General features: G+C 74.3%; 21 protein-coding genes and 2 tRNA genes. 15 read left to right on the top strand and 8 right to left on the bottom strand.

The window, feature by feature from the left end:
* Positions 1 to 15 precede the first annotated feature (15 nt).
* From Q0967_RS01980 to Q0967_RS01945, 8 genes are all read right to left on the bottom strand, one after another.
* Positions 16 to 855: an ABC transporter permease gene (locus tag Q0967_RS01980; RefSeq protein ID WP_298748854.1), complete on the bottom strand. Its 840-nt coding sequence runs from the start codon at positions 853 to 855 to the stop codon at positions 16 to 18.
* Positions 855 to 1,808 (bottom strand): ABC transporter ATP-binding protein, encoded by a 954-nt coding sequence (locus Q0967_RS01975; protein ID WP_298748853.1) that lies wholly within the window; start codon positions 1,806 to 1,808, stop codon positions 855 to 857. The genes Q0967_RS01980 and Q0967_RS01975 overlap by 1 nt, the downstream gene beginning before the upstream one ends.
* An 89-nt stretch (positions 1,809 to 1,897) precedes the next feature.
* Complete coding sequence (locus Q0967_RS01970; RefSeq protein WP_298748851.1) at positions 1,898 to 3,331, bottom strand: aldehyde dehydrogenase family protein; 1,434 nt, start codon at positions 3,329 to 3,331, stop codon at positions 1,898 to 1,900.
* Between the two features lie 139 nt (positions 3,332 to 3,470).
* Positions 3,471 to 4,484: a selenide, water dikinase SelD gene (selD, locus tag Q0967_RS01965; RefSeq protein WP_298748850.1), complete on the bottom strand. Its 1,014-nt coding sequence runs from the start codon at positions 4,482 to 4,484 to the stop codon at positions 3,471 to 3,473.
* A gap of 35 nt (positions 4,485 to 4,519) precedes the next feature.
* The gene (locus Q0967_RS01960) at positions 4,520 to 6,223 is read right to left on the bottom strand and encodes a selenocysteine-specific translation elongation factor (protein WP_298748849.1); all 1,704 of its coding nucleotides are present in this window, start codon (positions 6,221 to 6,223) and stop codon (positions 4,520 to 4,522) included.
* Positions 6,220 to 7,662, bottom strand: a complete 1,443-nt coding sequence (gene selA / locus Q0967_RS01955) for an L-seryl-tRNA(Sec) selenium transferase (protein WP_298748848.1) — start codon at positions 7,660 to 7,662, stop codon at positions 6,220 to 6,222. Before selA ends, Q0967_RS01960 begins: the two co-directional genes overlap by 4 nt.
* Positions 7,663 to 7,719: 57 nt before the next feature.
* Positions 7,720 to 7,813 (bottom strand) — tRNA-Sec (locus Q0967_RS01950).
* Between the two features lie 42 nt (positions 7,814 to 7,855).
* A tRNA-Arg gene (locus Q0967_RS01945) sits at positions 7,856 to 7,927 on the bottom strand.
* A gap of 84 nt (positions 7,928 to 8,011) precedes the next feature.
* On the opposite strand from Q0967_RS01945, the gene argS reads away from it, so the two are divergent.
* The 15 genes from argS (at position 8,012) to Q0967_RS01870 (ending at position 22,655) form a co-directional block, all read left to right on the top strand.
* Positions 8,012 to 9,673 carry an arginine--tRNA ligase gene (argS, locus tag Q0967_RS01940; RefSeq protein WP_298748847.1) on the top strand — a complete coding sequence of 554 codons (1,662 nt, stop codon included), beginning with the start codon at positions 8,012 to 8,014 and terminating at the stop codon, positions 9,671 to 9,673.
* Positions 9,674 to 9,738: 65 nt separating this feature from the next.
* Positions 9,739 to 10,731 (top strand): homoserine dehydrogenase, encoded by a 993-nt coding sequence (locus Q0967_RS01935; RefSeq protein ID WP_298748846.1) that lies wholly within the window; start codon positions 9,739 to 9,741, stop codon positions 10,729 to 10,731.
* A 249-nt stretch (positions 10,732 to 10,980) separates the two neighbouring features.
* A complete protein-coding gene (gene rho / locus Q0967_RS01930; RefSeq protein ID WP_298748845.1) occupies positions 10,981 to 13,002 on the top strand; it encodes a transcription termination factor Rho in 2,022 nt (673 codons plus the stop codon).
* A 110-nt stretch (positions 13,003 to 13,112) separates the two neighbouring features.
* Positions 13,113 to 13,328: a 50S ribosomal protein L31 gene (gene rpmE / locus Q0967_RS01925; RefSeq protein WP_058890808.1), complete on the top strand. Its 216-nt coding sequence runs from the start codon at positions 13,113 to 13,115 to the stop codon at positions 13,326 to 13,328.
* An 81-nt stretch (positions 13,329 to 13,409) separates the two neighbouring features.
* Complete coding sequence (gene prfA / locus Q0967_RS01920; protein ID WP_298748843.1) at positions 13,410 to 14,489, top strand: peptide chain release factor 1; 1,080 nt, start codon at positions 13,410 to 13,412, stop codon at positions 14,487 to 14,489.
* 79 nt (positions 14,490 to 14,568) lie between these two features.
* Positions 14,569 to 15,426, top strand: coding sequence for a peptide chain release factor N(5)-glutamine methyltransferase (gene prmC / locus Q0967_RS01915; protein ID WP_298748842.1), 858 nt, complete (start codon positions 14,569 to 14,571; stop codon positions 15,424 to 15,426).
* Between the two features lie 307 nt (positions 15,427 to 15,733).
* Positions 15,734 to 16,651, top strand: a complete 918-nt coding sequence (locus tag Q0967_RS01910; RefSeq protein ID WP_363321982.1) for an L-threonylcarbamoyladenylate synthase — start codon at positions 15,734 to 15,736, stop codon at positions 16,649 to 16,651.
* Positions 16,652 to 16,661: 10 nt separating this feature from the next.
* A complete protein-coding gene (gene glyA / locus Q0967_RS01905) occupies positions 16,662 to 17,963 on the top strand; it encodes a serine hydroxymethyltransferase (RefSeq protein ID WP_298748841.1) in 1,302 nt (433 codons plus the stop codon).
* A 74-nt stretch (positions 17,964 to 18,037) separates the two neighbouring features.
* Positions 18,038 to 19,144: a glycosyltransferase family 4 protein gene (locus Q0967_RS01900; RefSeq protein ID WP_298748840.1), complete on the top strand. Its 1,107-nt coding sequence runs from the start codon at positions 18,038 to 18,040 to the stop codon at positions 19,142 to 19,144.
* A 120-nt stretch (positions 19,145 to 19,264) separates the two neighbouring features.
* Complete coding sequence (locus tag Q0967_RS01895; RefSeq protein WP_299448904.1) at positions 19,265 to 19,702, top strand: hypothetical protein; 438 nt, start codon at positions 19,265 to 19,267, stop codon at positions 19,700 to 19,702.
* Complete coding sequence (locus tag Q0967_RS01890) at positions 19,699 to 19,932, top strand: hypothetical protein (RefSeq protein WP_202978407.1); 234 nt, start codon at positions 19,699 to 19,701, stop codon at positions 19,930 to 19,932. The genes Q0967_RS01895 and Q0967_RS01890 overlap by 4 nt, the downstream gene beginning before the upstream one ends.
* 73 nt (positions 19,933 to 20,005) lie before the next feature.
* A complete protein-coding gene (gene atpB / locus Q0967_RS01885; RefSeq protein WP_298748837.1) occupies positions 20,006 to 20,824 on the top strand; it encodes a F0F1 ATP synthase subunit A in 819 nt (272 codons plus the stop codon).
* Positions 20,825 to 20,920: 96 nt separating this feature from the next.
* Positions 20,921 to 21,136: an ATP synthase F0 subunit C gene (locus Q0967_RS01880; protein ID WP_058890803.1), complete on the top strand. Its 216-nt coding sequence runs from the start codon at positions 20,921 to 20,923 to the stop codon at positions 21,134 to 21,136.
* A gap of 143 nt (positions 21,137 to 21,279) precedes the next feature.
* Complete coding sequence (locus tag Q0967_RS01875; protein WP_298749106.1) at positions 21,280 to 21,834, top strand: F0F1 ATP synthase subunit B; 555 nt, start codon at positions 21,280 to 21,282, stop codon at positions 21,832 to 21,834.
* Entirely contained in the window at positions 21,834 to 22,655 is an 822-nt protein-coding gene (locus Q0967_RS01870; RefSeq protein WP_298748835.1) for a F0F1 ATP synthase subunit delta, read from the top strand. The genes Q0967_RS01875 and Q0967_RS01870 overlap by 1 nt, the downstream gene beginning before the upstream one ends.
* The last annotated feature ends 7 nt before the right edge of the window (positions 22,656 to 22,662 follow it).

Genomic DNA, 22,662 nt, shown 5'->3' with positions numbered 1-22,662 from the left:
GGGGCAGGGGCGAGGTCAGGCGACGTCGCGCCGGGAGGTGAGCAGCCAGCCCAGGGCGGCCATGAACGCGGCGTACCCGAGCAGCACCAGCGTCCCCCAGCCCCACGACAGGGCGTCCGGTGCACCGCCCAGCGACTGGGCCATGCCGGGGTCGACCCCGGCGAAGAGGTCGAGGGCGCTCGTGCTCGCCTGGCTGGGGAAGAACTTGGAGGCGTCCGCCAGCCGCTCGACGAAGGTGAGGCCGAACCCGAGCAGGGGCTCGACGAGGAGGGTGACGCCGACGCCGACGAAGAGGGCCACCACCTGGTTGGTGATGAGCACCCCCAACCCGAAGCCCATGAGCCCCCAGAGCACGAGGACGAGGATCATCCGGGCGAAGGTCGCGAGCAGGCCGGCCAGGTCCGGGAAGAGGCTGACGTCACCGAGCGCGAGGGTGAGACCGCCGCCCACGACGCTGCCGAGGGTGAAGGCCACGGCGTTGACGGCGACGATCACGGCGACCGAGGCGAGCTTGGCGGCGATGAGCCGGCCGCGCCGGGGGGCGGCGAGCAGGGTGGCGGTGATCGTCTTGTGCCGGAACTCACCGCTCATCGACAGGATGCCGAGCACGAGCGCGAGCAGGTAGCCGATCTGCACGCCGCCGGTGTAGACGAGGCGCGCCACGACGTCCTCGCCGAACATCTCGGACGGCACGATCATCGAGCCGTCCGGGCCGGGGAACTCACCGATGACGGCGAGGAACAGGCCCTGGAGGGCGGCGAAGAGGCCGCCCAGCACGGCCATGGCCAGCGGCATCGACCAGGACAGGCGGGTGGTGAAGTATTTGCGCAGCTCGGCGCGCACGAGCGAGATCATCAGGCGGCCTCCGTCCCGGTGGCGAGGTTGCGGTTGCGGTGCTCGGGCGACTCGGTGAGCTCGAGGAAGAGGCGCTCCAGGTCCGTGCGGAGCGGGCGCAGCTCGTGCACCGCGTGCCCGGCGGCGTGCGCGGCCTCCCCGATGCGGGCACCGTCGGCCCCGGACACCCGCAGGCCGCCGTCCTCGGGCTGCACCTCGAGCCCTGCCTCCTGCAGCACCCCGGCCAGCCCGGCCGGGTCGGCCACCCGGACCAGCACCGCCGGCTCGCCCCGCAGCTCGTCGATGGTGCCCTGGCGGGCCATCCGCCCGTTGGCGATGATGACGACGTCCTCGACGGTCTGCTCCACCTCGCCGAGCAGGTGGGAGCTGACCAGCACCGTCTTGCCCTGCTCCTGGGCCAGGTGACGCATGAAGCCCCGCATCCAGCGGATCCCCTCGGGGTCCAGGCCGTTGGCCGGCTCGTCGAGCAGCAGCACGTCCGGGTCGCCGAGCAACGCGGCCGCGAGACCGAGACGCTGGCGCATCCCCATCGAGTAGCCCCCGGCCTTCTTGCGGGCGGCGGCGGGGATGCCCACCAGCTCGAGCAGCTCGTCGACCCGGCGGTCGGGGATCCCGTGGCTCGCCGCGAGCACCCGCAGGTGGTTGCGGCCGCTGCGGCCGGGGTGGAAGCCGGTGGCCTCCAGGGCCGCGCCGACGGTGACCATGGGTGCGGACAGGTCGGCATACCTCCGGCCGCCGATGAGCGCCTCACCGGAGGTGGGGCGCACCAGGCCGAGCAGCATGCGCAGGGTGGTCGTCTTGCCGGCGCCGTTGGGACCGAGGAAACCGGTCACCCGGGCGGGCGCGACCTCGAAGCTGAGGTCGTCGACGGCGGTGAAGGAGCCGAAGGTCTTGGTGAGGCCGCGGACGCTGATGCCGGTCCCCGACGGCGACGGCGCAGGTGGTGTCGTCATGGGCGTCAGTCAACCAGCCGACGCCCGCCCGGACATCCACCGGTGGAGGGATCCGTGCGGACCGCCGACTCATCCTGCGGGGGGAGGGCTCAGCCCAGCCGGACCACCACGGTCTTGGTGTGGGTGAAGCCGGCCAGCGCCTCGATCCCCTTCTCTCGGCCGTAGCCGGACGCCTTGACCCCGCCGAACGGCAGCTCGACGCCGCCGCCGGCACCGAAGGTGTTGACGAAGACCTGACCGGCCTCGAGCGCACCCGCCAGGCGGTGCGCCCGCGACAGGTCGCGGGTCCACAACGCGGCGATGAGCCCGTATGCCGTGCCGTTGGCGAGCGCGAGCGCCTGGGTCTCGTCCTCGAAGGGCAGGGTCACGAGCACCGGCCCGAAGACCTCCTCCTGGGCGATCGGGTCGCGCGGGTCGACCCCGTCGATGAGCGTGGGGAGCCAGAACGCCCCGCCGGCGAGGGCGTCGTCCTGCGTCGGGGCCGTGCCGCCCACGACGACGTCGCCGCTGGAGGCGCCCTCGACGTAGCCGCGCACGCGTTCCTGCTGGCGCCGGGACACGAGGGGCCCGAGGTCGGGGTCGTCCAGGCCGGAGCCGAGGGTGGTCGCCCGGAAGCGGTCCGCGACCGCGGCGACCAGCTCCGCCCGGACGTCCTCGTGCACGACGAGCCGGGACCCGGCGGAGCAGGTCTGGCCCGCGTTCTGCAGGATGCTGCGGGTGATGGCCTCGGCGGCGGCGTCGAGGTCGGCGTCCGGGAAGACGACGTGCGCCGACTTGCCGCCCAGCTCCAGCACCGCGGGGACCACCCGCTCCGCGGCGGCGTGCGCCACCTGCCGCCCGGTCTGCGTGGACCCCACGAAGCCGAGGTGGGCCACCTGGGGATGGGCGGTCAGGGCCGCGCCCGCCTCGGCGCCCAGACCCGGGACGACGTTGACGACGCCCGCCGGCAGCCCCGCCTCCAGGGCCAGGGCGGCCAGCGCCACCGCCGTCCTCGGGGTCTCGTCGGCGGGCTTGAGCACGACGGCGTTGCCGGTGGCGGTGGCGGCGGCGATGGACCGGGACGCGAGCTGGAGCGGGTAGTTCCAGGCCACGATGCTGCCGACGACGCCGTAGGGCTCGCGCCGGGTGTAGACGTGGGTGTCCGGGCCGAGCGGGATGGTGTCGCCGTAGACCGCCTCGACGACACGGCCGTAGTAGCGGAAGTAGCGGGCGGCGACGGTGGCGTCGGCGCGGGCCTGGGACAGCGGCTTGCCGGTGTCCTGGGACTCGGTGCGGGCGAGCTGCTCGCGGTCCCGGTCGACGAGGGCGGCCAGGCGGGTCAGGGCGTCGGCCCGCTGCTCGGTGGGGGTCGCCGCCCACCCGGGCTGGGCCCGCGCCGCGGCCCTGACGGCCTGGTCCACCTCGGCGGCGCCCGCGCGGGCGACCTGCCCGATGACCGAGCCGTCGGCCGGGTCCACGTTGTCGTAGGTGTCGCCGACCGCGAGGGAGGATCCGGCGACGAGGGGGAGGGTGAGCTCGGGCATACCCCCACCGTAGGGCGCGGCGCCCGACGCGGCCGGGTCGCGCGTCCGGAGGTGCGCGACTGCAGCGGCTATGTCGCCCGCCAGGGCGATCTCACGACATACCCGGTGCAGTCGCGCCCCTCCGGGGCGGGCCTTGCCGTCAGCGCAGGGTGAGTGTCGGGCGGGGGGAGGGCAGGGTGCGGCCGACGACCGTGCCGACCCCGGGCGGGAGCTCGCCCACGAGCAGCAGGCCACCGCTGGTCTGGGCGTCGGCGAGCAGGTGCAGGTCGTCCTCGGTCACGCCGGGCCCCACCTGCAGGTGCGGACGCACCCACTCCAGGTTGCGGCGGCTGCCGCCGGGCAGGTAGCCCGCTGCGAGGCTCTCGCGGGCGCCCGTGAGGGTCGGGACGACCTCGACCTCGAGCTCGGCACCGACGCCGGAGGCGCGGCACAGCTTCCACAGGTGGCCGAGCAGGCCGAAGCCGGTGACGTCGGTCCCGGCTCGGACGCCGGCGTCCACCGCGGCCTCGGAGGCCGCTCGGTTGAGGGCGGTCATCGTCGCGACCGCCTCCGCGTGCACCTCACCGGTGCGCCCGTGCCGGTTGTTGAGGATCCCGGTGCCCAGTGGTTTGGTGAGGGTGATCGGCAGGCCGGGGGTCGCGGCGTCGTTGCGGACGAGCGCGTCGAGGCGGGCGGTGCCGGTGACGGCGAGGCCGTAGGTCGGCTCGGGGGCGGTGATGGAGTGGCCCCCCGCCAGCGGGCACCCCGCCTCTGCGGCCACGGCCGCGCCGCCGCGGAGCACCTCGCGGGCCAGGTCGTCGTCGAGCCCGGCCGGCCAGCCGAGCAGGTTGATCGCGAGGACCGGCCGGCCGCCCATGGCGTAGATGTCGGACAACGCGTTGGCGGCCGCGATGCGCCCCCAGTCGAAGGGGTCGTCCACGACCGGGGTGAAGAAGTCGGCGGTGGAGAGCACCGCGACGCCGGAGGCCTCGTCGAGGCGCACGGCGGCGGCGTCGTCACCGTGCTCCAGCCCCACGACGAGGGAGTCCTCGGTCGGTGCCTCCAGACCCGCGACGAGGCGCTCGAGCCGCTCGGCCGGGATCTTGCAGGCGCAGCCCCCACCGGCTGCCAGGGTGGTGAGGCGCGGTCGTGCCGTGCTGGTGCTCCCCGTCATCCCGGCAGCGTAGCCAGCCGGGCCCGCGCCCGGGGTCACCCCTGGGCGCCCGGGCGGCCGGTGACCCGGCGGCGGCCGTCGGCCCCCCGGTGGGTGAACCCGCGCGCGTCGAGGTGCTCCAGCAGCGGGATGAGCACGCGACGGCTGGTGCCGAGGGTGGCCCGCGCCTGGGCGGGGGTGAAGGGCTGCGGCAGCCCGTCCAGCCGGCGCAGGGTCTCCTCGACCGCGTCGGCGCCCAGCAGCACGTCACCCGGCAGCCGCAGCACGCCGGCCGCGCGCGCCGCGGCCGCGACCTCGCGCGGGCCCAGCCCGAGCTGCGCCAGCTCGGGTCGGGTGGGGGAGTCCAGCGGGTCCGCCCGCAGCCGGGCCAGCACCACGGCCAGCCCGTCCGGTGTCCCCTGCGCCGGTCCGTCGCGGAGGAGGCGCCCGCCCTCCGCGGTGAGCCCGGCGCCCGCCGCGACGGCGCGCAGGGTGGCGAGGTCCGGCATACCGACGCGGCGGCGCAGCTCGGCCAGCGCGGCGTCGGCGTCCACCCACGGGGTGAGCGGGTCGCGGGCGGCCTGGCGGGAGACCAGCTCGACCAGCGCCTCCCGCCAGGCGCCCGCGGTGGCCGACGAGACGGCCCGGCCCGCGACCACGACGGACCGGCCCGCTGCCGCACCGAGGGCGGCCGCGCGGTGCCGCGCCGCCCCCGTGCGGCGCAGCGGCGGGGTGACGGCGTCGAGGACCAGCGCACCCACCAGCGCGCCCTCCCGACCGGGCTCGCGCAGGATGAGCCGGTCGCCCGGCGCGAGGGGCAGGTGCGGGTCCCAGGAGAGGCGCGCGTGGGGCCCGGCGAGCGTCCGCACGCGGGCGGGGACCGCGGCCGTGCCGACGTGCAGGCTCACCTCGGCCGGCAGCCGGTCGTCGTCGAGGAGCACGTCGACCCCGGTCGAGGGCCACCAGGGGTGCTCGGGCGAGAGCAGCGCCTGCCCCCGGCCCACCTCGGCGACCTCCACGCCACGCAGGTTGAGCGCCACCCGGGCGGGGCCCCGGGCCGCCGGGACGGCGCGGTCCATGCTGTGCACGCCACGCACCACCACCGGCCGTCCGCGCCCACCCCGGGCGGGGACGAGGACCAGGGTGTCGCCGCTGCCCACCCGTCCGGCGGCCAGGGTGCCGGTGACCACGGTCCCGGCGCCGGGCACGCTGAAGCTGCGGTCCACCCACAGCCGCACGGGGGCGTCGGCCGGGGGCGCGGGCATCCGGCGGACGAGCGCGGTGAGCTCCTCGCGCAGCCGCGGGACACCGGCACCGGTGCGTGCCGACACCGTGACCGCCGGTATGCCCTCCAGGCTGGTCCCGCGCAGGCGGTCGCGGGTCGTGGCGAGCGTCGGCCCGGGGTCGGCGAGGTCGGTGCGGGTGACCGCGAGCACGCCGTGCCGCAGCCGCAGGGCGTGGACGGCCCGCAGGTGCTCCTCGGACTGCGCGCTCCAGCCCCCGTCGGCGGCCACGACGAGCAGCACCCCCGCCGCCGGCCCGATGCCGCTGAGCATGTTGCCAATGAACCGGCGGTGCCCCGGGACGTCCACGAAGGCCACCGGACCGACCTCGGGGAGGGTGGTCCAGGCATACCCCAGGTCGATGGTGAGGCCCCGCCGGCGCTCGGCCTCCCAGCGGTCCGGCTCCATGCCGGTGAGCGCGCGGACCAGGGCCGACTTGCCGTGGTCGACGTGACCGGCGGTGGCGACGACGCTCATCGCGCCGGGCGCCCACCCGTCGGCGGCACCCCGCTGGCGACGTCACCGGCCCGGCCGGCCGCGGCGAGGACGGCCCCGGCCAGCACGGCGTCCTGCGCGGACGGCACGCAGCGTGGGTCCAGCAGGCAGCGCCCGTCGTGCACCCGCGCGAGCACGGCGGGGTCGCCGAGGCGCAACGGGCCGGCCAGGCCCTCGGGCAGCGCCAGCGCCCAGCCGGGCAGCGGCACCCCGGGGGCCCCGCCGCCGCCGACCCGGCCGTCGTGCGGCACCACCTCGGCGGCGAGGCCACGCCGGGCCAGCGTCGCCCGCAGGGCCTCCGCCCTGGCGAGCAGCTCGTCCGCCGGGGCCCGTCGGGCCACGCTGACCGGGGCCGAGGCCGGGTCACGCAGGGTCGCCCCGAGCGCGGCCAGGGTGAGCTTGTCCACGCGCAGGGCCCGGGCCATCGGGTGCCGGCGCAGCCGCTCGACGAGGACGGCGTCACCGAGCACGAGCCCGGCCTGCGGGCCGCCGAGCAGCTTGTCGGCGCTGGCGACCACGAGGCCGGCCCCGTCACGCAGGGCCGAGCGGGCGTCCGGCTCGTCGGGCAGTGCAGGGTCCGGCTCCAGCAGGCCGCTCCCGGTGTCCACGACGAGCGGCAGGCCGGCCCCGCGCGCCACCGGCGCCAGCTCGGCCACCGGCACGGCGGAGGTGAAGCCGGTGACGCGGTAGTTGCCCGGGTGCACCTTGAGCACGGCAGCCACGTCGGGGCGCGCACCGGGACCCCGGTCCTGGCCCGCCCCGCCCGCCGGAGCCCTGTCGGCCAGGGCGCGTTCGTAGTCGGCCCGGTGCGTCCGGTTGGTGGTTCCGACCTCGAGCAGGCGGGCACCGCTCGACCCGACGAGGTCCGGGAGCCGGAAGCCGTCGCCGATCTCGACGAGCTCGCCGCGGCTCACGAGCACCTCGCGGCCCGCTGCGAGCGCGGTCATGGCGAGCAGGAGAGCGGCCGCGCCGTTGTTGACGACCAGGGCGTCCTCGGCCTCGGGCACGGCCCGCAGCAGGGCGTCGACCACGGACCCGCCCCGGCGTCCCCGCCGCCCGGTGGTGAGGTCGAGCTCGACGTCGGCATACCCCGCGGCGGCGACGAGCGCCGCGGTGGCCGCCTCGCCGAGCGGGGCCCGGCCGAGGTTGGTGTGCACGACGACGCCGGTGGCGTTGAGGACCGGCCGGGTGCCGCGGGGCGCGTCGAGGTCGCCCAGCCGGGCCGCGACCTCGTCGACCACCGCCGCGGGAGGGAGGGCGCCGTGGCGGGCCAGGCCCAGCACCTCCTGCGCCACCCCCAGCGCCCGCTGCCGGCCGAGCCGGGCGACGTGGTCCACCACCTCGGGATCGCGCAGGACCGTGTCGACGGGGGGTATGCCGCGGCGCGGGTCGGGTGCGGGGCGGGGTGGGTCACCGGCCATGGCGGGCCTCCCCGGTCGCTCGGAGGTGGTGGGCCCGGCGCAGACCCTGGGCCTCGGCGGAGGCGGACAGGAATCGAACCTGCCAACGACGACGAGTCGCCGTTCCACGGGTTTGAAACCCGGGGGGCCCACCAGGAACCCTGACACCTCCCTCGCAGGAGTGTTGCCTGCGCCTCCTCCCGAAGGAGGGGAGCGCCCCCGGCAGGATTCGAACCTGCGCACCCGCCTCCGGAGGGCGGTGCTCTATCCCCTGAGCTACGGGGGCAACAGCGGACAACTCTAGCAGCGTCGCAGGGGTGGCTGAAATCCCCGTGCTGGCGCGGTCGGCGGCGGCCCTAGACTGGAGCGGGTGACCCCCGAACAGCTCGCTGCAGCGATCCATGCCGTGCTCACCGAGGCCGTGGAGGCCGGCGACCTGTCCCTGGCGCAGGGTGACCTGCCGGCCGTGGAGGCGCTGCGCGTCGAGCGGCCGCGCAGCCGCGAGCACGGCGACTGGGCGAGCAACGTCGCGCTGCAGCTGGCCAAGCGCGCGGGTATGCCGCCGCGCCAGGTCGCCGAGGTCGTGGCCGGCGGGCTGGGCGCCGTCGAGGGGGTCGCCGGGGTCGAGGTCGCCGGGCCGGGCTTCCTCAACATCACCCTCGACGCCGCGAGCGCGGCCGCGCTCGCCCGGGACATCGTCGAGGCCGGCGCCGTCTACGGCCACAACGACACCATGGCCGGGCGCACCATCAACCTCGAGTTCGTGTCGGCCAACCCGACCGGGCCGCTGCACATCGGCCACACCCGGTGGGCCGCCCTGGGTGACGCGCTGCACCGGCTGCTCGCGGCCAGCGGCGCGGACGTCACCGCCGAGCACTACACCAACGACGCGGGCGCGCAGACGGTGCGGCTGGCGTCCTCGGTCCTGGCCCGCGCCCGGGGCGAGGAGGTCCCGGAGGGCGGCTACGCCGGGGACTACGTCGACGCGCTCGCCGCCCAGGTGCAGCGGGCGCGTCCGGACCTGCTGTCGCTGCCCGAGCAGGAGGCGCTCGAGGTGTGCCGGGAGACCGGCATGGCGCTGCAGATCGCGGCCAACGAGCAGACGCTGACCGCCTTCCACGTGACCTTCGACGTGTGGTTCAGCGAGAAGAGCCTGCACGACGCGGGTGCGGTCGGGCAGGCCGTGGACCGGCTGCGCGAGCAGGGCCACGTCTTCGACGCCGACGGCGCGGTGTGGCTGCGCACGACCGACTTCGGCGACGACAAGGACCGTGTCCTCATCCGGGCGAACGGCGAGCCGACCTACTTCGCGGCCGACTGCGCCTACTACCTGTCCAAGAAGGACCGCGGGTTCACCGAGAAGGTCTACATGCTCGGGGCGGACCACCACGGCTACGTCGGGCGGCTCAAGGCCATCGCCGCCTGCGCGGGGGACGACCCGGAGATCAACATCGAGGTCCTCATCGGCCAGCTCATCAACATCAGCGGGGAGCGGATGGGGCGGCGGCGTGGCAACGCGGTCTACCTCTCCGACCTGCTGGAGTGGATCGGCGCCGACCCCATCCGCTACAGCCTGGGCCGGTTCCCCGCGGACACCCCGCTCGACCTGGACGGCGAGGAGCTGCGCCGGCGGTCCAACGACAACCCGGTCTTCTACGTGCAGTACGCCCACGCCCGCACGTGCAACGTGGCCCGGCTCTCCGGCGAGGACGGGGTGCGCCGCGAGGACGGCTTCGCCCCCGGTCTGCTGGACCACCCCACCGAGTCGGTCCTCCTCGCCGCCCTCGGTGACTTCCCCCGGGTCGTCGCCCAGTCCGCCCAGCTGCGCGAGCCGCACCGGGTGGCGCGCTACCTGGAGGACCTGTCGAGCCACTTCCACAAGTGGTACGACGAGTGCCGGGTCCGACCGATGAGCGCCGAGGAGGAGATCACCGACCTGCACCGCTCCCGCCTGTGGCTCAACGACGCCACCCGCCAGGTGCTGGCCAACGGCCTGACGCTGCTCGGCGTCAGCGCGCCCGAGCGCATGTGACCGAGGGCGCCGGGCACCTCCGTGCCGGCGCCGGACCGCCCCGCCCCCGACCCCTGGAGCCGCCCGTGCCCTCTCCCGCCCCCTCCTCCGTCCTGCGCGTCGCCCTGCTCGGTGGCGGCACCGTGGGTGCCGCCGTCGCCCGTCACCTGCTGGAGCACGCCGACCGGTATGCCGCGACGCTGGGTCGGCGCCCCGAGCTCACCGGGGTCGCGGTGCGCGACGCCACCAGGGTGCGTGACGGCATACCGGCGCAGCTGCTCACCACCGACGCCGCCGCGCTCGCCGCGGACCCGGACGCCGAGGTGGTCGTGGAGCTCATGGGCGGGATCGAGCCGGCCGGGTCGCTCGTCGAGGCCGCGCTCCGACGGGGTGCGCAGGTGGTCACGGCCAACAAGCAGCTCGTGGCGCGCCGGGGCGAGGGCCTGCACGCGCTCGCCCGGGAGCACGGGGGAGGGCTGCACTACGAGGCCGCGGTCATGGCTGCGGTGCCGGTCCTGGCGGTCGTGCGCGAGTCGCTGGCCGGCGACGAGATCACGGCGATCCGGGGGATCGTCAACGGCTCCACCAACTACGTGCTCGACCTGGTGGCCCGCGCGGGCGTGCCCTTCGCCGACGCCGTCCGGCAGGCCGGCGAGCTGGGCTACCTCGAGGCGGACCCCACCGAGGACCTCGAGGGTCTGGACGCCGCCGCCAAGGTCGCCATCCTGGCCCGGACGGCCTGGGGGGTGCCGGTGCCCCTGGAGGAGGTCGGGACGACGGGGATCTCGGGACTGACCGACGCCGACTTCGCGGGCGCCGCCGGTCGGGGCGAGGTGCTCAAGCTCGTGGCGGACGCGAGGAGGGACGCCGACGGCCGGGTCCGGGCCCGGGTCGCCCCCACCGCGCTCCCCGCCGCCGACCCGCTGGCGCAGGCCCGCGGCGGCACCAACGTCGTGGAGGTCGAGGCCGTGCTGGCGGGGACCGTGCGGCTCACCGGCGCGGGTGCCGGCGGCGACCAGACCGCCTCGGCCGTGCTGGGGGACCTGGTCCGGGCGTCCCGGGCGACGCGGGTGGGGTGAGGGCCCCGCGGCGGGTATGGTCCGGGCCCGCCCCCGTGTTATCGTGAGGGCGCCTCGTGACACGGCCGGACACATCGGTGAACGGCTCCGAGGCACTCCACGCACGGGCCGTCGGCTTCGCGACGTGTCCTGATACTGAGGCCGCTGCACCGGTCGTCCCCGTGCCGAGTCCGACAGCGGTGCCACCTTCCGTGCACCGCGACACCCTAGGCCCCGAACCGGTTGCGACCGAGGGGGAAGGAATCCCACGTGACTGAGATCACCGACGCCGGCGCGACCCGCACGGGCGCGCTGAGCACCCTTCGTCTGGCCGAGCTCCAGGAGCTCGCGTCGGGCATGGGCATCACCGTGAACAACAAGATGCGCAAGGCCGACCTGGTCTCCGCCATCCGGGAGCAGCGCGGGGGCGCTGCCAGCACCAACGGCTCCGCCGGTCGTCAGGACGCCATCGAGGCAGCCCTGGACCGCGCGCAGGCCGAGCGCGAGGAGACCACCGGCACCGCCGGGGGCTCGCGCACGCGGCGCAGCCGCCGCGGCGGCTCCAGCGCCGGCGCGCCCCGCAGCGAGCAGGACCGGCAGGCCGACCAGCAGGAGGCTGCTCAGGGGCAGGAGCGCTCCGGGGGCGACCCGTCCGGCGGTGGCTCCGCGCAGAACGGCGAGGACCGCCGTGAGGACACCCAGCGCGGCCAGGACGACCGTCAGGGTCAGCAGGCCCGCGAGGGCGGCCAGGACGACCGCCGCGAGGGCGGTCAGCGCGGTCAGGACGACCGTCAGGGTCAGCAGGGCCGCGAGCGCGGCCAGGACGACCGCCGCGAGGGCGGTCAGCGCGGCCAGGACGACCGCCAGGGCCAGCAGACCCGCGAGGGCCGGCAGGACGACCGCCGCCAGCCCGACCGGGACGGCCAGCAGGGCGACCAGCAGCAGCAGCGTCGCGACAACGACGGCGACTGGGGCGACGACGAGGGAGGCCGGCGCGGACGTCGGCGCAGCCGCAACCGCAACCGCGACCGCAAGCGGGGCCGTGGCGCCCAGCCCACGTCCGGTGGCCAGCAGCAGCAGGACTCCCCCGAGAGCTACTCCGAGGAGGACGTGCTCGTCCCCGTCGGCGGCGTCGTGGACCTGCTCGACAACTACGCCTTCATCCGGACCACCGGCTACCTCCCGGGCCCGACCGACGTCTACGTCCCGATGGGCCTGGTCAAGAAGCACGGGCTGCGCAAGGGCGACGCGGTCACGGGGGCCATCAAGGCCCCGCAGGACGGCAGCGACGTCGGGCAGCACACCGTCTCCTCGACCGGCAACAAGCGGGACAAGGGCAAGTTCAGCGCGCTCGTGCGGCTGGACAGCATCAACGGCCAGGAGCCCGACCAGGGCCGCCGTCGGCCCGACTTCTCCAGCCTGACCCCGCTCTACCCGCAGCAGCGGCTGCGGCTGGAGACCGAGCAGAAGAACCTCACCACCCGGGTCATCGACCTGGTGACGCCGATCGGCAAGGGGCAGCGCGGTCTCATCGTCAGCCCGCCCAAGGCGGGCAAGACGATGGTCATGCAGTCCATCGCCAACGCCATCACCACCAACAACCCCGAGGTCCACCTGATGATCGTCCTGGTGGACGAGCGTCCGGAGGAGGTCACCGACTTCCAGCGCAGCGTCAAGGGCGAGGTCATCTCCTCGACCTTCGACCGCCCGGCGAGCGACCACACGATGGTGGCCGAGCTGGCGATCGAGCGGGCCAAGCGCCTCGTCGAGCTGGGCCAGGACGTCGTGGTGCTGCTCGACGGCATCACCCGCCTGGGCCGCGCCTACAACCTGGCGGCCCCGGCCTCGGGCCGGATCCTGTCCGGTGGTGTCGACTCCGCCGCGCTCTACCCGCCGAAGAAGTTCTTCGGTGCCGCGCGCAACATCGAGGAGGGCGGTTCCCTGACCATCCTCGCGACGGCGCTGGTGGAGACCGGGTCCAAGATGGACGAGGTGATCTTCGAGGAGTTCAAGGGCACCGGCAACATGGAGCTCAAGCTCTCGCGCCACCTGGCCGACCGCCGGACCTTCCCGGCCGTGGACGTCAACGCCTCGAGCACGCGGCGCGAGGAGATCCTCATGTCCTCCGAGGAGCTCAAGATCATGTGGAAGCTGCGCCGGGTGCTGTCCGCGCTCGACCAGCAGCAGGGAATCGAGCTGCTCCTCGACCGGTTGAAGAAGACGAAGCACAACTACGAGTTCCTCACCCAGGTCCAGCAGACCAGCTCGGTCCGGCTGGACGACGACGACTGAGCGGTGCACGGCACCGACCTCGGTCGCGTAGACTGATCCGCTGGCCCACCGGTTCACGACCCCGCTCCCGCGCGGTCGACCCGGGGACACCACGCCACCCAAGGAGAGACATGCAGAAGGACATCCACCCGGAGTACGTCGAGACCCAGGTCACCTGCACCTGCGGTGCGTCGTTCACCACCCGCAGCACCGCGACGTCGGGCCGCATCAGCGCCGACGTCTGCTCGCAGTGCCACCCCTTCTACACCGGCAAGCAGAAGATCCTGGACACCGGTGGGCGCGTCGCCCGCTTCCAGGAGCGCTACGGCAAGAAGGCCGCCAACTAGCAGCCACGTCCCGCCGGTCCCGCGAGAGCTCGCGGGGCCGGCGTTCGTCGTCCCGCCCCGGCTCGTCCTCAGGAGGACACGGTGTTCGACTCCGCCCGGCCGCTGCTCCAGGAGCACGCCGACATCGAGCGCCGGCTCGCCGACCCGGCGGTGCACGGCGACCCGGCGGCGCTGCGCCGCCTCAACACCCGGTATGCCGCGCTCACGGCCACGGTCACGGCATACCGGGCGTGGGAGGCCGCGACCGGCGACCTGGCGGCGGCGCGCGAGCTCGCCGCCGAGGACGCGGGCTTCGCCGAGGAGCTGCCCGCCCTCGAGGCCGCCGAGCGGGACGCCGCCGAGCGGCTGCGGCGCCAGCTGGTGCCCCGGGACCCCGACGACGACCGTGACGTCATCCTCGAGGTCAAGGCCGGGGAGGGCGGTGAGGAGTCCGCGCTCTTCGCCGGCGACCTCCTGCGGATGTACCTCCGCTACGCCGAGCGGCGCGGGTGGCGCACCGAGCTGCTGGACGCCACCCCCTCGGACCTCGGCGGCTACAAGGAGGCCCGCCTGTCGGTGACGGCCGCCGGCACGCCGGCGCCGGGCGAGGCTCCCTGGGCGCGGCTGAAGTACGAGGGTGGCGTCCACCGCGTGCAGCGCGTGCCCGTGACCGAGAGCCAGGGTCGGGTGCACACCTCGGCCGCCGGGGTGCTCGTCATGCCGGACCTCGAGGACCCGGCGGAGGTCGAGCTGGACCCCCACGACCTCAAGGTCGACGTCTTCCGCTCCTCGGGGCCGGGGGGCCAGTCGGTCAACACCACCGACTCCGCCGTCCGCATCACCCACCTGCCGACCGGCCTGGTCGTCTCCTGCCAGAACGAGAAGAGCCAGCTCCAGAACAAGGAGTCCGCGCTGCGCGTCCTGCGCGCCCGTCTTCACCAGATCGCGGTCGAGCAGGCGGAGGAGGCGGCGAGCGTGGCCCGGCGCAGCCAGATCCGCACGGTGGACCGCAGCGAGCGGATCCGCACCTACAACTTCGGCGAGAACCGCATCGCCGACCACCGGACGGGCTTCAAGGCCTACAACCTGGACCAGGTCCTGGACGGCGACCTCGACCCGGTCGTGCGGTCGGCGGTCGAGGCGGACGAGGCCGCCCGGCTGGCCGCCGCGGGGGAGCAGTGACGCGGATCCCGGCTGCCGTCTCGGCCCCGGGCCGTCAGGATGGCAGGCACCCACCCCGCGCCCGGCGGGGAGCGGTGCGGTGAGCGTCGACGAGCTCGTCCGCGCCGCCGCCGGCCGCCTCCGCGAGGCGGGGGTCGCCAGCCCGGAGGTCGACGCCGAGCTGCTGCTGGCCCACGCCATGGGGCTGGACGGTCCGCAGCTGCGGCGGGCCAGGGTGATGCGCGAGCAGGTGCCGCCGGCTGCGCACCGGGCGTTCCTGGACCTCGTGGTGCGCCGCGCCGAGCGGGTGCCGGTGCAGCACCTCACGGGGACCGCCTGGTTCGGCGGCCTCGAGCTGCTCGTGGGACCCGGGGTCTTCGTGCCCCGCCCGGAGACCGAGACACTCGTCCACCTGGCGCTGGCGGCGCTGGAGCCGCTGGCGAGCCCCACCGTGGTGGACCTCTGCACCGGCAGCGGGGCGATCGCTCTCGCGCTGGCGCACCGACGCCCGGACGCCCACATCGGGGCGGTCGAGCTGTCGCCGGACGCGCACCGCTACGCCCAGGCCAACCTCGGGCGCACCGGGCTCGCGGTCGACCTGCGGCTCGGCCCCGCGCAGGAGTCCTTCGAGGACCGGCTCGGCCGGGTGGACCTGGTGGTGACCAACCCTCCCTACATCCCGCCCGACGCGGTGCCGGTGGACGCCGAGGTCCGTGACCACGACCCGGAGCTGGCGCTCTACGGCGGGGGAGCCGACGGGCTGCTGCTGCCGGGCCTGCTCGCCGCGCGGGCGATGGTCCTGCTGCGCCCCGGAGGGGTGCTGCTCATGGAGCACGCCGACGTCCAGTCCGGGGCGGTCGTCGAGCTGCTCACCAGGGCCGGGTGGTCGGACGTCACGGACCACGCCGACCTCGCCGGTCGCCCACGGGTCGTCGCCGCGACCCGCCGCCGAGGCTGACGGCCCCCGGGACGCGCCGGACACGCACGAGCCCCGGCGCCGTCGGCGCCGGGGCTCGTGCGGATCGTCGGACGCGCCCCGAAGGGCACCGACGTCAGAGGTCGGGGGTGATCAGAAGATGAAGATCAGCAGGGCGATGATGAGCAGAACGCCCACGATGGTCCAGATCAGGCCGCTACCGCGCATACGGGTCACTCTCCTTGTGTCGAGGCGGGCGCGTCGGGTGCGCCCGCCGTGGGCAACACCTCACCCAACTGGTTCCGCAGGCGCAGTGCAAGTCGAACCGCCTCCGGCCTGACGTGGGAAGATGGGTCCCGCCCACACCGAGCACCCCGACGGAGGCCCCATGTCCGGCACCGCGCCGCTGCAGGACCGCCTGCTCGACTGCGTCGACGAGCAGCAGCGGGAGGACGCCCTCGCGCGTGCGGCAGCGGTCGTGCGCGAGGGCAAGGTGGTCGTCCTGCCGACCGACACGGTCTACGGCGTGGGGGCCGACGCCTTCGACGTCGTCGCGGTGGCGATGGTGCTCGCGGCGAAGCACCGCGGCCGGGAGATGCCTCCACCGGTCCTCGTGCCCAACCCGCGGACGGTCGACGGGCTGGCGACCGACGTGCCGATGTACGCCCGCATCCTCATGCGCCACTTCTGGCCCGGGCCGCTCACCCTCGTGCTGCAGGCGCAGCCGTCGCTGCAGTGGGACCTCGGCGAGACCAACGGGACCGTCGCGCTGCGCATGCCCGACGACGAGCTCGCCCTGGAGCTGCTCGCCGAGGTCGGCCCCCTGGCGGTGACCAGCGCGAACGTCACCGGTCACCCCGCCGCCACCACGGCTCAGGAAGCCCTGGACCAGCTCGGCGGCGCGGTCGCGGCCTACCTCGACGGCGGGCCGCGCACCGGTGGGCAGCCCTCGACGATCCTGGACTGCACGGGGGAGGAGCCCGTCGTCCTGCGGCTCGGCGCGCTGCGGGCCGAGGAGATCCGCGGGGTGCTGGGCACCACCGTCCTGCACGACTCCCCGGAGGCGGCGGACGCCGCCACGAGCACCCCCGAGGACGCCGCCACGAGCACCCCCGAGGAGGCGGACGAGCCGGGCCCCGCGGACCCGGGGGACGGGGAGCGGGCGAGCCTGGTCGGCTCGGTCACCCCGAGCGGGGTGCGGGTGCCGGCCGACGCCGTGCGCACGGTCGCCGCGCCGCGGGCCGACGAGAGCGCACCCACCCCATAGAGTGGGCCGCATGACGACGCGCGTGACCCCGGACTCCTACTACGGCCCGTCCTTCGGGGCCCTGCTCGAGCAGGACCCGCAGGTGGCCGAGCTCCTCGTCTCCGAGCTGGACCGGCAGCGGGCCGGGATCCAGCTCATCGCCAGCGAGAACCAGACGAGCCCGGCGGTCCTCGCCGCCCTGGGGTCCACGCTCTCCAACAAGTACGCCGAGGGCTACCCCGACGCCCGCTACTACGGCGGCTGCTCGGAGGTGGACAAGGTGGAGAAGCTCGCGATCGAGCGGGCCAAGCAGCTCTTCGGGGCCGACCACGCCAACGTCCAGGCGCACTCCGGCGCCAGCGCCAACCAGGCCGTGTACGGCGCCTTCGCCTCGCCCGGCGACACCATCCTCGCGATGTCGCTGGACCACGGCGGTCACCTCACCCACGGCTTCAAGGTGAGCTTCTCCGGCAAGTGGTTCAACGCCGTCCACTACGGCGTCGCCGCGGACACCGAGCACATCGACTACGACCAGGTCGAGGCGCTCGCCAAGGAGCACCGGCCCAAGATCATCCTGGCCGGCGGCTCGGCCATCCCCCGCCTCATCGACTTCGCGCGCTTCCGGGCGATCGCCGACGAGGTCGGCGCGATCTTCTGGGTGGACGCGGCGCACTTCATCGGGCTGGTGGCCGGCCAGGTGATCCCCTCCCCGGTGCCGCACGCCGACGTCGTCTCCTTCACGACCCACAAGGTGCTGCGCGGGCCGCGCGGCGGCGCGATCGTCTGCACCGAGGAGCACGCCAGGAAGATCGACCGGGCGGTCTTCCCGATGATGCAGGGCGGGCCGCTCATGCACGGCGTCGCGGCCAAGGCCGTCAACTTCGCCGAGTGCATGACCCCCGCCTACCAGGACTACGCCCAGCGGGTGCTGGCCAACGCCTCCGCCCTGGCGGGAGCGCTGGACGAGCGGGGCATCCGACCGGTCACTGGGGGCACCGACACGCACCTGTCCCTGCACGACCTCCGCGGCGTCGGGGTGACCGGCGTCGACGCCGAGGCGCGCTGCGACGCCGCCGGGATCGTCCTCAACAAGAACGCCATCCCCTTCGACCCGGAGAAGCCCAACGTGGCCTCCGGCATCCGCGTGGGCAGCCCCTCGGTCACCACCCAGGGGATGGGTCCCGAGCAGATGTCGGTCGTCGCCGACCTCATCCACCGGGCGGTCACCGAGACCGACGGCAGCCCGGACCACCCGGTCGCGAGGGAGATCCGGGAGGCCGCCGGCGAGCTGCTCACGGCCTACCCCGCCTACCCCGAGCCCACGGCCGGCTGACGGGCCGCGGGGCAGCGACGCCGCCGACGGCATACCTCGACGGGACCGACCGCCGGGAGGGGTGAGACAGACCAGTGCGCGAGTTCCTCATGGTGCTGCTGACCGCAGCGGTCGTCACCTACCTCGCGACCCCCCTGGTGCGTCGCCTCGCGCTGCGGATGGGCGCCATCACGGCGGTCCGCGACCGCGACGTGCACTCCGTGCCGATCCCACGGCTGGGCGGGGTCGCCATGCTCGCGGGCTTCGCCGCGGCGGTGGTGCTCGGCTCGCAGCTGCCCTACCACGGCCAGCTCTTCGAGGCGACGCCCCGCCTCTTCGGCGTGCTCGCGGCCGCGGTCCTCATCACCGCGCTCGGCGCCGTCGACGACGTCCGGGAGCTGGACTGGCTGACCAAGCTGGCCGGTCAGATCCTGGCCGGTGGGATCATGGCGTTCTACGGCGTCCGGCTGCTCTCGCTGCCCATTCTCGGGGTCACCTACCTGCCCGAGCCGGTCATGGTGACGCTCACCATCCTCGTCGTCGTCATCTCGACCAACGCGGTCAACTTCATCGACGGCCTGGACGGGCTGGCCGCCGGGGTGGTCCTCATCGCCGCCGGTGCGTTCTTCAGCTGGACCTACCTGGTCAGCCGCAGCTTCGACCCGCCCAACGTCTTCTCCGAGGCGACCTTCATCAGCGCCGCGATCGTCGGCGTGTGCCTCGGGTTCCTGCCGCACAACTTCCACCCGGCGCGGCTGTTCATGGGGGACGCGGGGGCCCTGCTCCTGGGGCTGCTCCTCGCCGCCGCGACCATCTCCATGACCGGCTCGGTGGACCCGAGCTCCTCGGTGGCCAGCGTCTCTGCCGTGACCGCCATCCTCCTGCCGGTCGTCATCCCCCTGGCCATCCTGGCGCTGCCCTTCCTCGACATGGTGCTCGCCATCCTGCGCCGCACCCGGGCCGGCCAGCTGCCGTGGAAGCCGGACCGCGGGCACCTGCACCACCGGCTGCTCGACATCGGCCACAGCCACCGCCGGGCCGTCGTCCTGCTCTACCTGTGGTCCCTGCTCATCGCCGCCGGGAGCGTGTCCTTCGCCTACCTGCCGGCCTGGGTGTCGCTCACCGGCATCGCCGGGCTGCTGGCCCTGGCCGTGGCGCTCACCCTGCGGTCGGCGCCCGACCTCGCGGGCGGACGGCGGTAGCGTGGGGGCCCCGGCTGGTCCGTCCGCCCCGCCCACGTGCGGATTGGTCCAGCCCAGAGCGCTTGTGATAGTTTTCACAAGCGCACCGACCCTCCTTCCCCCGTCCGGAGCATCGACGCCATGACCCCCACCGTGACCCCCGCGACCGCCCGCCCGGCGGCGCGCACGATGATGCGCGGCGCCCTGGTGGCGGGCGTCCCGGTGGCCGTGCTCGTGCCCCTGCTGACGTGGGCCGCCGTGGGCGGCTGGGGCGCGGTCTCCGCCCTCGTCGGCAGCGCGCTGTCGCTGGTGGTGTTCGCCCTGGGGGTCGTCGGCATCCGCGGTGTCCTGGCCGGCCCGACGGCGACCACGATGGCCGGGGCGTTCGGGGTCTTCGTGCTGCAGATGGCGGCGCTGGGAGCGGTCATCTGGGCCCTGGCCCAGACGACCTGGCTCCAGATCGTGCCCCTGGTCGTCGCCTTCGTGCTCGTCGGCCTCGTCTTCCAGGCCGGGCTGGTCGTCGGCTACCTGCGGTCGCGGTCCGCGCTGACCCTGCCGACCCCGGGGGGTGGGGCATGAGGGTGCCGTCCCCGCACGGCGGGCACGAGCCGGAGGTCGAGGGCATGAGCGCCCAGACCGACGTCGCCAACGGTGCCCTCGCCTACCTCCTCGCGGGGCCGGCCGGCTTCGGGCTGGTCGGGTTCGCGCTGGACCACTGGTGGGGGACCGTCGTGGCCCTCCCGGTCGGCGTGGTCCTCGGGATGGTGGCGTCGATGTACGTCATCTGGCTCAGGTACGGTAGGTCATGACCTCGGAGCCGGGTCCTGTCCCTGTCCGCCCAGGGGCTTCGACGTCCGACAAAGACTGTGTGGAGGAGAACGCGTGAACGCGACCACGACGGCCGCTGGCCTCGTCCTGCCGACGGCCGGTGAGGGGAGCCACTTCCCCCCCACCCCCGGCGACTTCTGGCAGCCCCTCTTCGCGATCCCCGGGACCGAGTACTACTTCACCCGGCCCATGCTGCTCATGGCCATCGCGACGGGGCTGCTCATGGTGGCGCTGTTCGTCACGACCCGCCGGGCCGCGATCGTCCCGGGCAAGGGTCAGTGGCTGACCGAGCAGGTCTACAACTTCGCCCGCAACGGCATCGCCCGCGACATGATCGGCAGCAAGGACTTCATGCCCTTCGTGCCGTTCCTGTTCTCGTTGTTCGTCTTCATCCTGCTGAACAACGTGTTCGGGATCATCCCGCCGTTCCAGAACCCCACGATGGCGCGGATCGGCTTCCCGATCGGCCTCACCCTCATCGTCTACGTGGTCTACCACTGGGTGGGGCTGCGCAAGGCCGGCGGTCTGGGCGCCTACATCGGGGGCATGCTCCCCGCGGGCCTGCCGGGGTGGATCAAGCCGTTCATCCTCTTCCTCGAGCTCATCACCTTCTTCATCACCCGTCCGCTCACGCTGGCGCTGCGACTGTTCGGCAACATGTTCGCCGGGCACATGCTCCTCGTCGTCTTCATCGTCGGCGGCTGGTACCTCTTCAAGACCTTCGAGCCGGGCCTCATGCTGGTGGCCCTGCCCGCCTGGATCCTGGGCGCCCTGCTCACGGTGTTCGAGGCACTGATCCAGTTCCTGCAGGCCTACGTCTTCACCCTCCTCGCCGCGTCCTACATCGGCGGGGCCCTGGCGGACGAGCACTGACCTGCCCCGGTTCCATCCCCGACCACAACTGAATACGCACTAGAAGCCTCCGGCGCCCGACGGGTTGCCGGGACCTCAACAGGAAAGAGAACTGACGTGTCTGGTGACATCACCCTCCTCGGCTACGGCGTGTCGACCATCGGCCCGGCGATCGCCGTGGGTCTGATCTTCGCGGCCTACATCAACGGCGTCGCCCGCCAGCCCGAGGCGCAGGGCAAGCTGCAGCCGATCGCCATCCTCGGCTTCGCGCTCGCGGAGGCCCTCGCCATCTTCGGCCTCGTGCTCTTCTTCATCGCGTTCTTCGTCGGCTGACCCGCCCTGCCCCTTCCCCAGACCCGTCCGCAGCACCGGTCCACCGGTGACGGACACGTACACGTGAGGAGCCGCTCGTGGACTACACCACGATCGTTGCGGGCGCGCTGAAGGCCGCGACCGAGGAGGACCACTCCGAGCCCATCGGGGCCGGTGAGGGAGCCATCCCGATCCTGCCCTACATGCCGGAGCTCATCTTCGGTCTGATCGTCTTCGGCATCTTCTACTTCTTCGTCAAGCGCAAGATCGTCCCCAACCTCGAGAAGGCCTACGCCGACCGCACGTCGGCCATCGAGGGCGGGATGGAGCGTGCCGAGAAGGCCGAGGCCGAGGCAGCCGCCGCGAAGAAGAAGTACGAGGACCAGCTCGGCGAGGCGCGGGCCGAGGCCGCCCAGATCCGCGAGCGGGCCAAGGAACAGGGCGCGCAGATCATCGCCGAGATGCGCGAGCAGGCCCAGGTCGAGGCCAACCGGATCACCGAGACCGCGCACAAGCAGGTCGAGGCCGAGCGCCAGCAGGCCTTCGTCCAGCTGCGCGGCGAGGTGGGGCAGATCTCCACCGCCCTGGCCAGCAAGATCGTCGGGGAGTCCCTCGAGGACGAGGCACGCCAGCGGGGGATCGTCGACCGGTTCCTCGCGGACCTGGAGTCCGGTGCCATCGAGCCCGAGCAGCTCGGCGCCCACGACGAGGTCCGCTGATGGACAGCGCCTTCCGGCGGTCCTACCACGAGGCCCGCGAGGGCCTGGAGCAGGTGCTCCAGCACGAGGGCGGGTCGGTTGACCCGGCCCGCGTGGGTGACCAGGTCTGGGCCGTGGCCCGCCTCGTGGACGGCAACAAGGTGCTCGCCCGCACCCTGGCCGACCCCTCCCGCGAGGGCCAGGAGCGGGCCGCGATCGCCCAGCAGCTCCTGGGCGGCAAGGTGAGCGACCCGGCGCTGCACGTCGTCAAGGCGGTCGTGACGCAGCGCTGGGCGGGGACCGGTGACCTCGCGACCGCCCTCGAGCGGCTCTCGGTCGAGGCGCACCTGGTGCACGCCTACCGGCACGACCGGCTGGGCCAGGTCGAGGACGAGCTGTTCCGGTTCTCCCGGATCGTGCAGTCCGCGTCCGAGCTCCAGGCGGCCCTCGCCGACCGGCGCGCCCCGGCCGACGCCAAGCGCTCCCTCGTGGAGCGCCTGCTGTCGGTGAAGTCAGCCCCCGAGACGGTGAGCCTGGCCGCCCAGGCGGCCGTGGGGGTGCGCGGCAGCCGCCTCGAGCGCACGCTCGCGGCATACCTCGAGCAGGCCGCCGAGGTCCAGGACCAGCTCACCGCGATCGTGACCACCGCCGTGCCGCTCACGGACGAGCAGGAGCAGGCCCTGCGCGCGACGCTGAGCCGGCAGTACTCCCGCACCGTCCACACCAACGTGGTCGTCGACCCCGACGTCGTCGGCGGCATCCGGGTCGAGATCGGTGACGAGGTCATCGACGGCACCGTCAGCCATCGTCTCGACCAGGCCCGCCGCCTCATGGCCGGCTGACCAGAGC

Origin of the sequence: uncultured Serinicoccus sp. (assembly GCF_947500995.1) — a bacterium.
GTDB lineage: Bacteria > Actinomycetota > Actinomycetes > Actinomycetales > Dermatophilaceae > Ornithinicoccus.
This window is presented reverse-complemented; position numbering and strand designations above follow the sequence as displayed.

Bases quoted from the DNA above. Each gene is read 5' to 3' on its own strand.
- Q0967_RS01980 (WP_298748854.1), bottom strand. From the start codon at position 855: ATGATCTCGCTCGTGCGCGCCGAGCTGCGCAAATACTTCACCACCCGC.
- Q0967_RS01975 (WP_298748853.1), bottom strand. From the start codon at position 1,808: ATGACGACACCACCTGCGCCGTCGCCGTCGGGGACCGGCATCAGCGTC.
- Q0967_RS01970 (WP_298748851.1), bottom strand. From the start codon at position 3,331: ATGCCCGAGCTCACCCTCCCCCTCGTCGCCGGATCCTCCCTCGCGGTC.
- selD (WP_298748850.1), bottom strand. From the start codon at position 4,484: ATGACGGGGAGCACCAGCACGGCACGACCGCGCCTCACCACCCTGGCA.
- Q0967_RS01960 (WP_298748849.1), bottom strand. From the start codon at position 6,223: ATGAGCGTCGTCGCCACCGCCGGTCACGTCGACCACGGCAAGTCGGCC.
- selA (WP_298748848.1), bottom strand. From the start codon at position 7,662: ATGGCCGGTGACCCACCCCGCCCCGCACCCGACCCGCGCCGCGGCATA.
- rpmE (WP_058890808.1), top strand. From the start codon at position 13,113: ATGCAGAAGGACATCCACCCGGAGTACGTCGAGACCCAGGTCACCTGC.
- Q0967_RS01910 (WP_363321982.1), top strand. From the start codon at position 15,734: ATGGGTCCCGCCCACACCGAGCACCCCGACGGAGGCCCCATGTCCGGC.
- glyA (WP_298748841.1), top strand. From the start codon at position 16,662: ATGACGACGCGCGTGACCCCGGACTCCTACTACGGCCCGTCCTTCGGG.
- Q0967_RS01895 (WP_299448904.1), top strand. From the start codon at position 19,265: ATGACCCCCACCGTGACCCCCGCGACCGCCCGCCCGGCGGCGCGCACG.
- Q0967_RS01890 (WP_202978407.1), top strand. From the start codon at position 19,699: ATGAGGGTGCCGTCCCCGCACGGCGGGCACGAGCCGGAGGTCGAGGGC.
- Q0967_RS01870 (WP_298748835.1), top strand. From the start codon at position 21,834: ATGGACAGCGCCTTCCGGCGGTCCTACCACGAGGCCCGCGAGGGCCTG.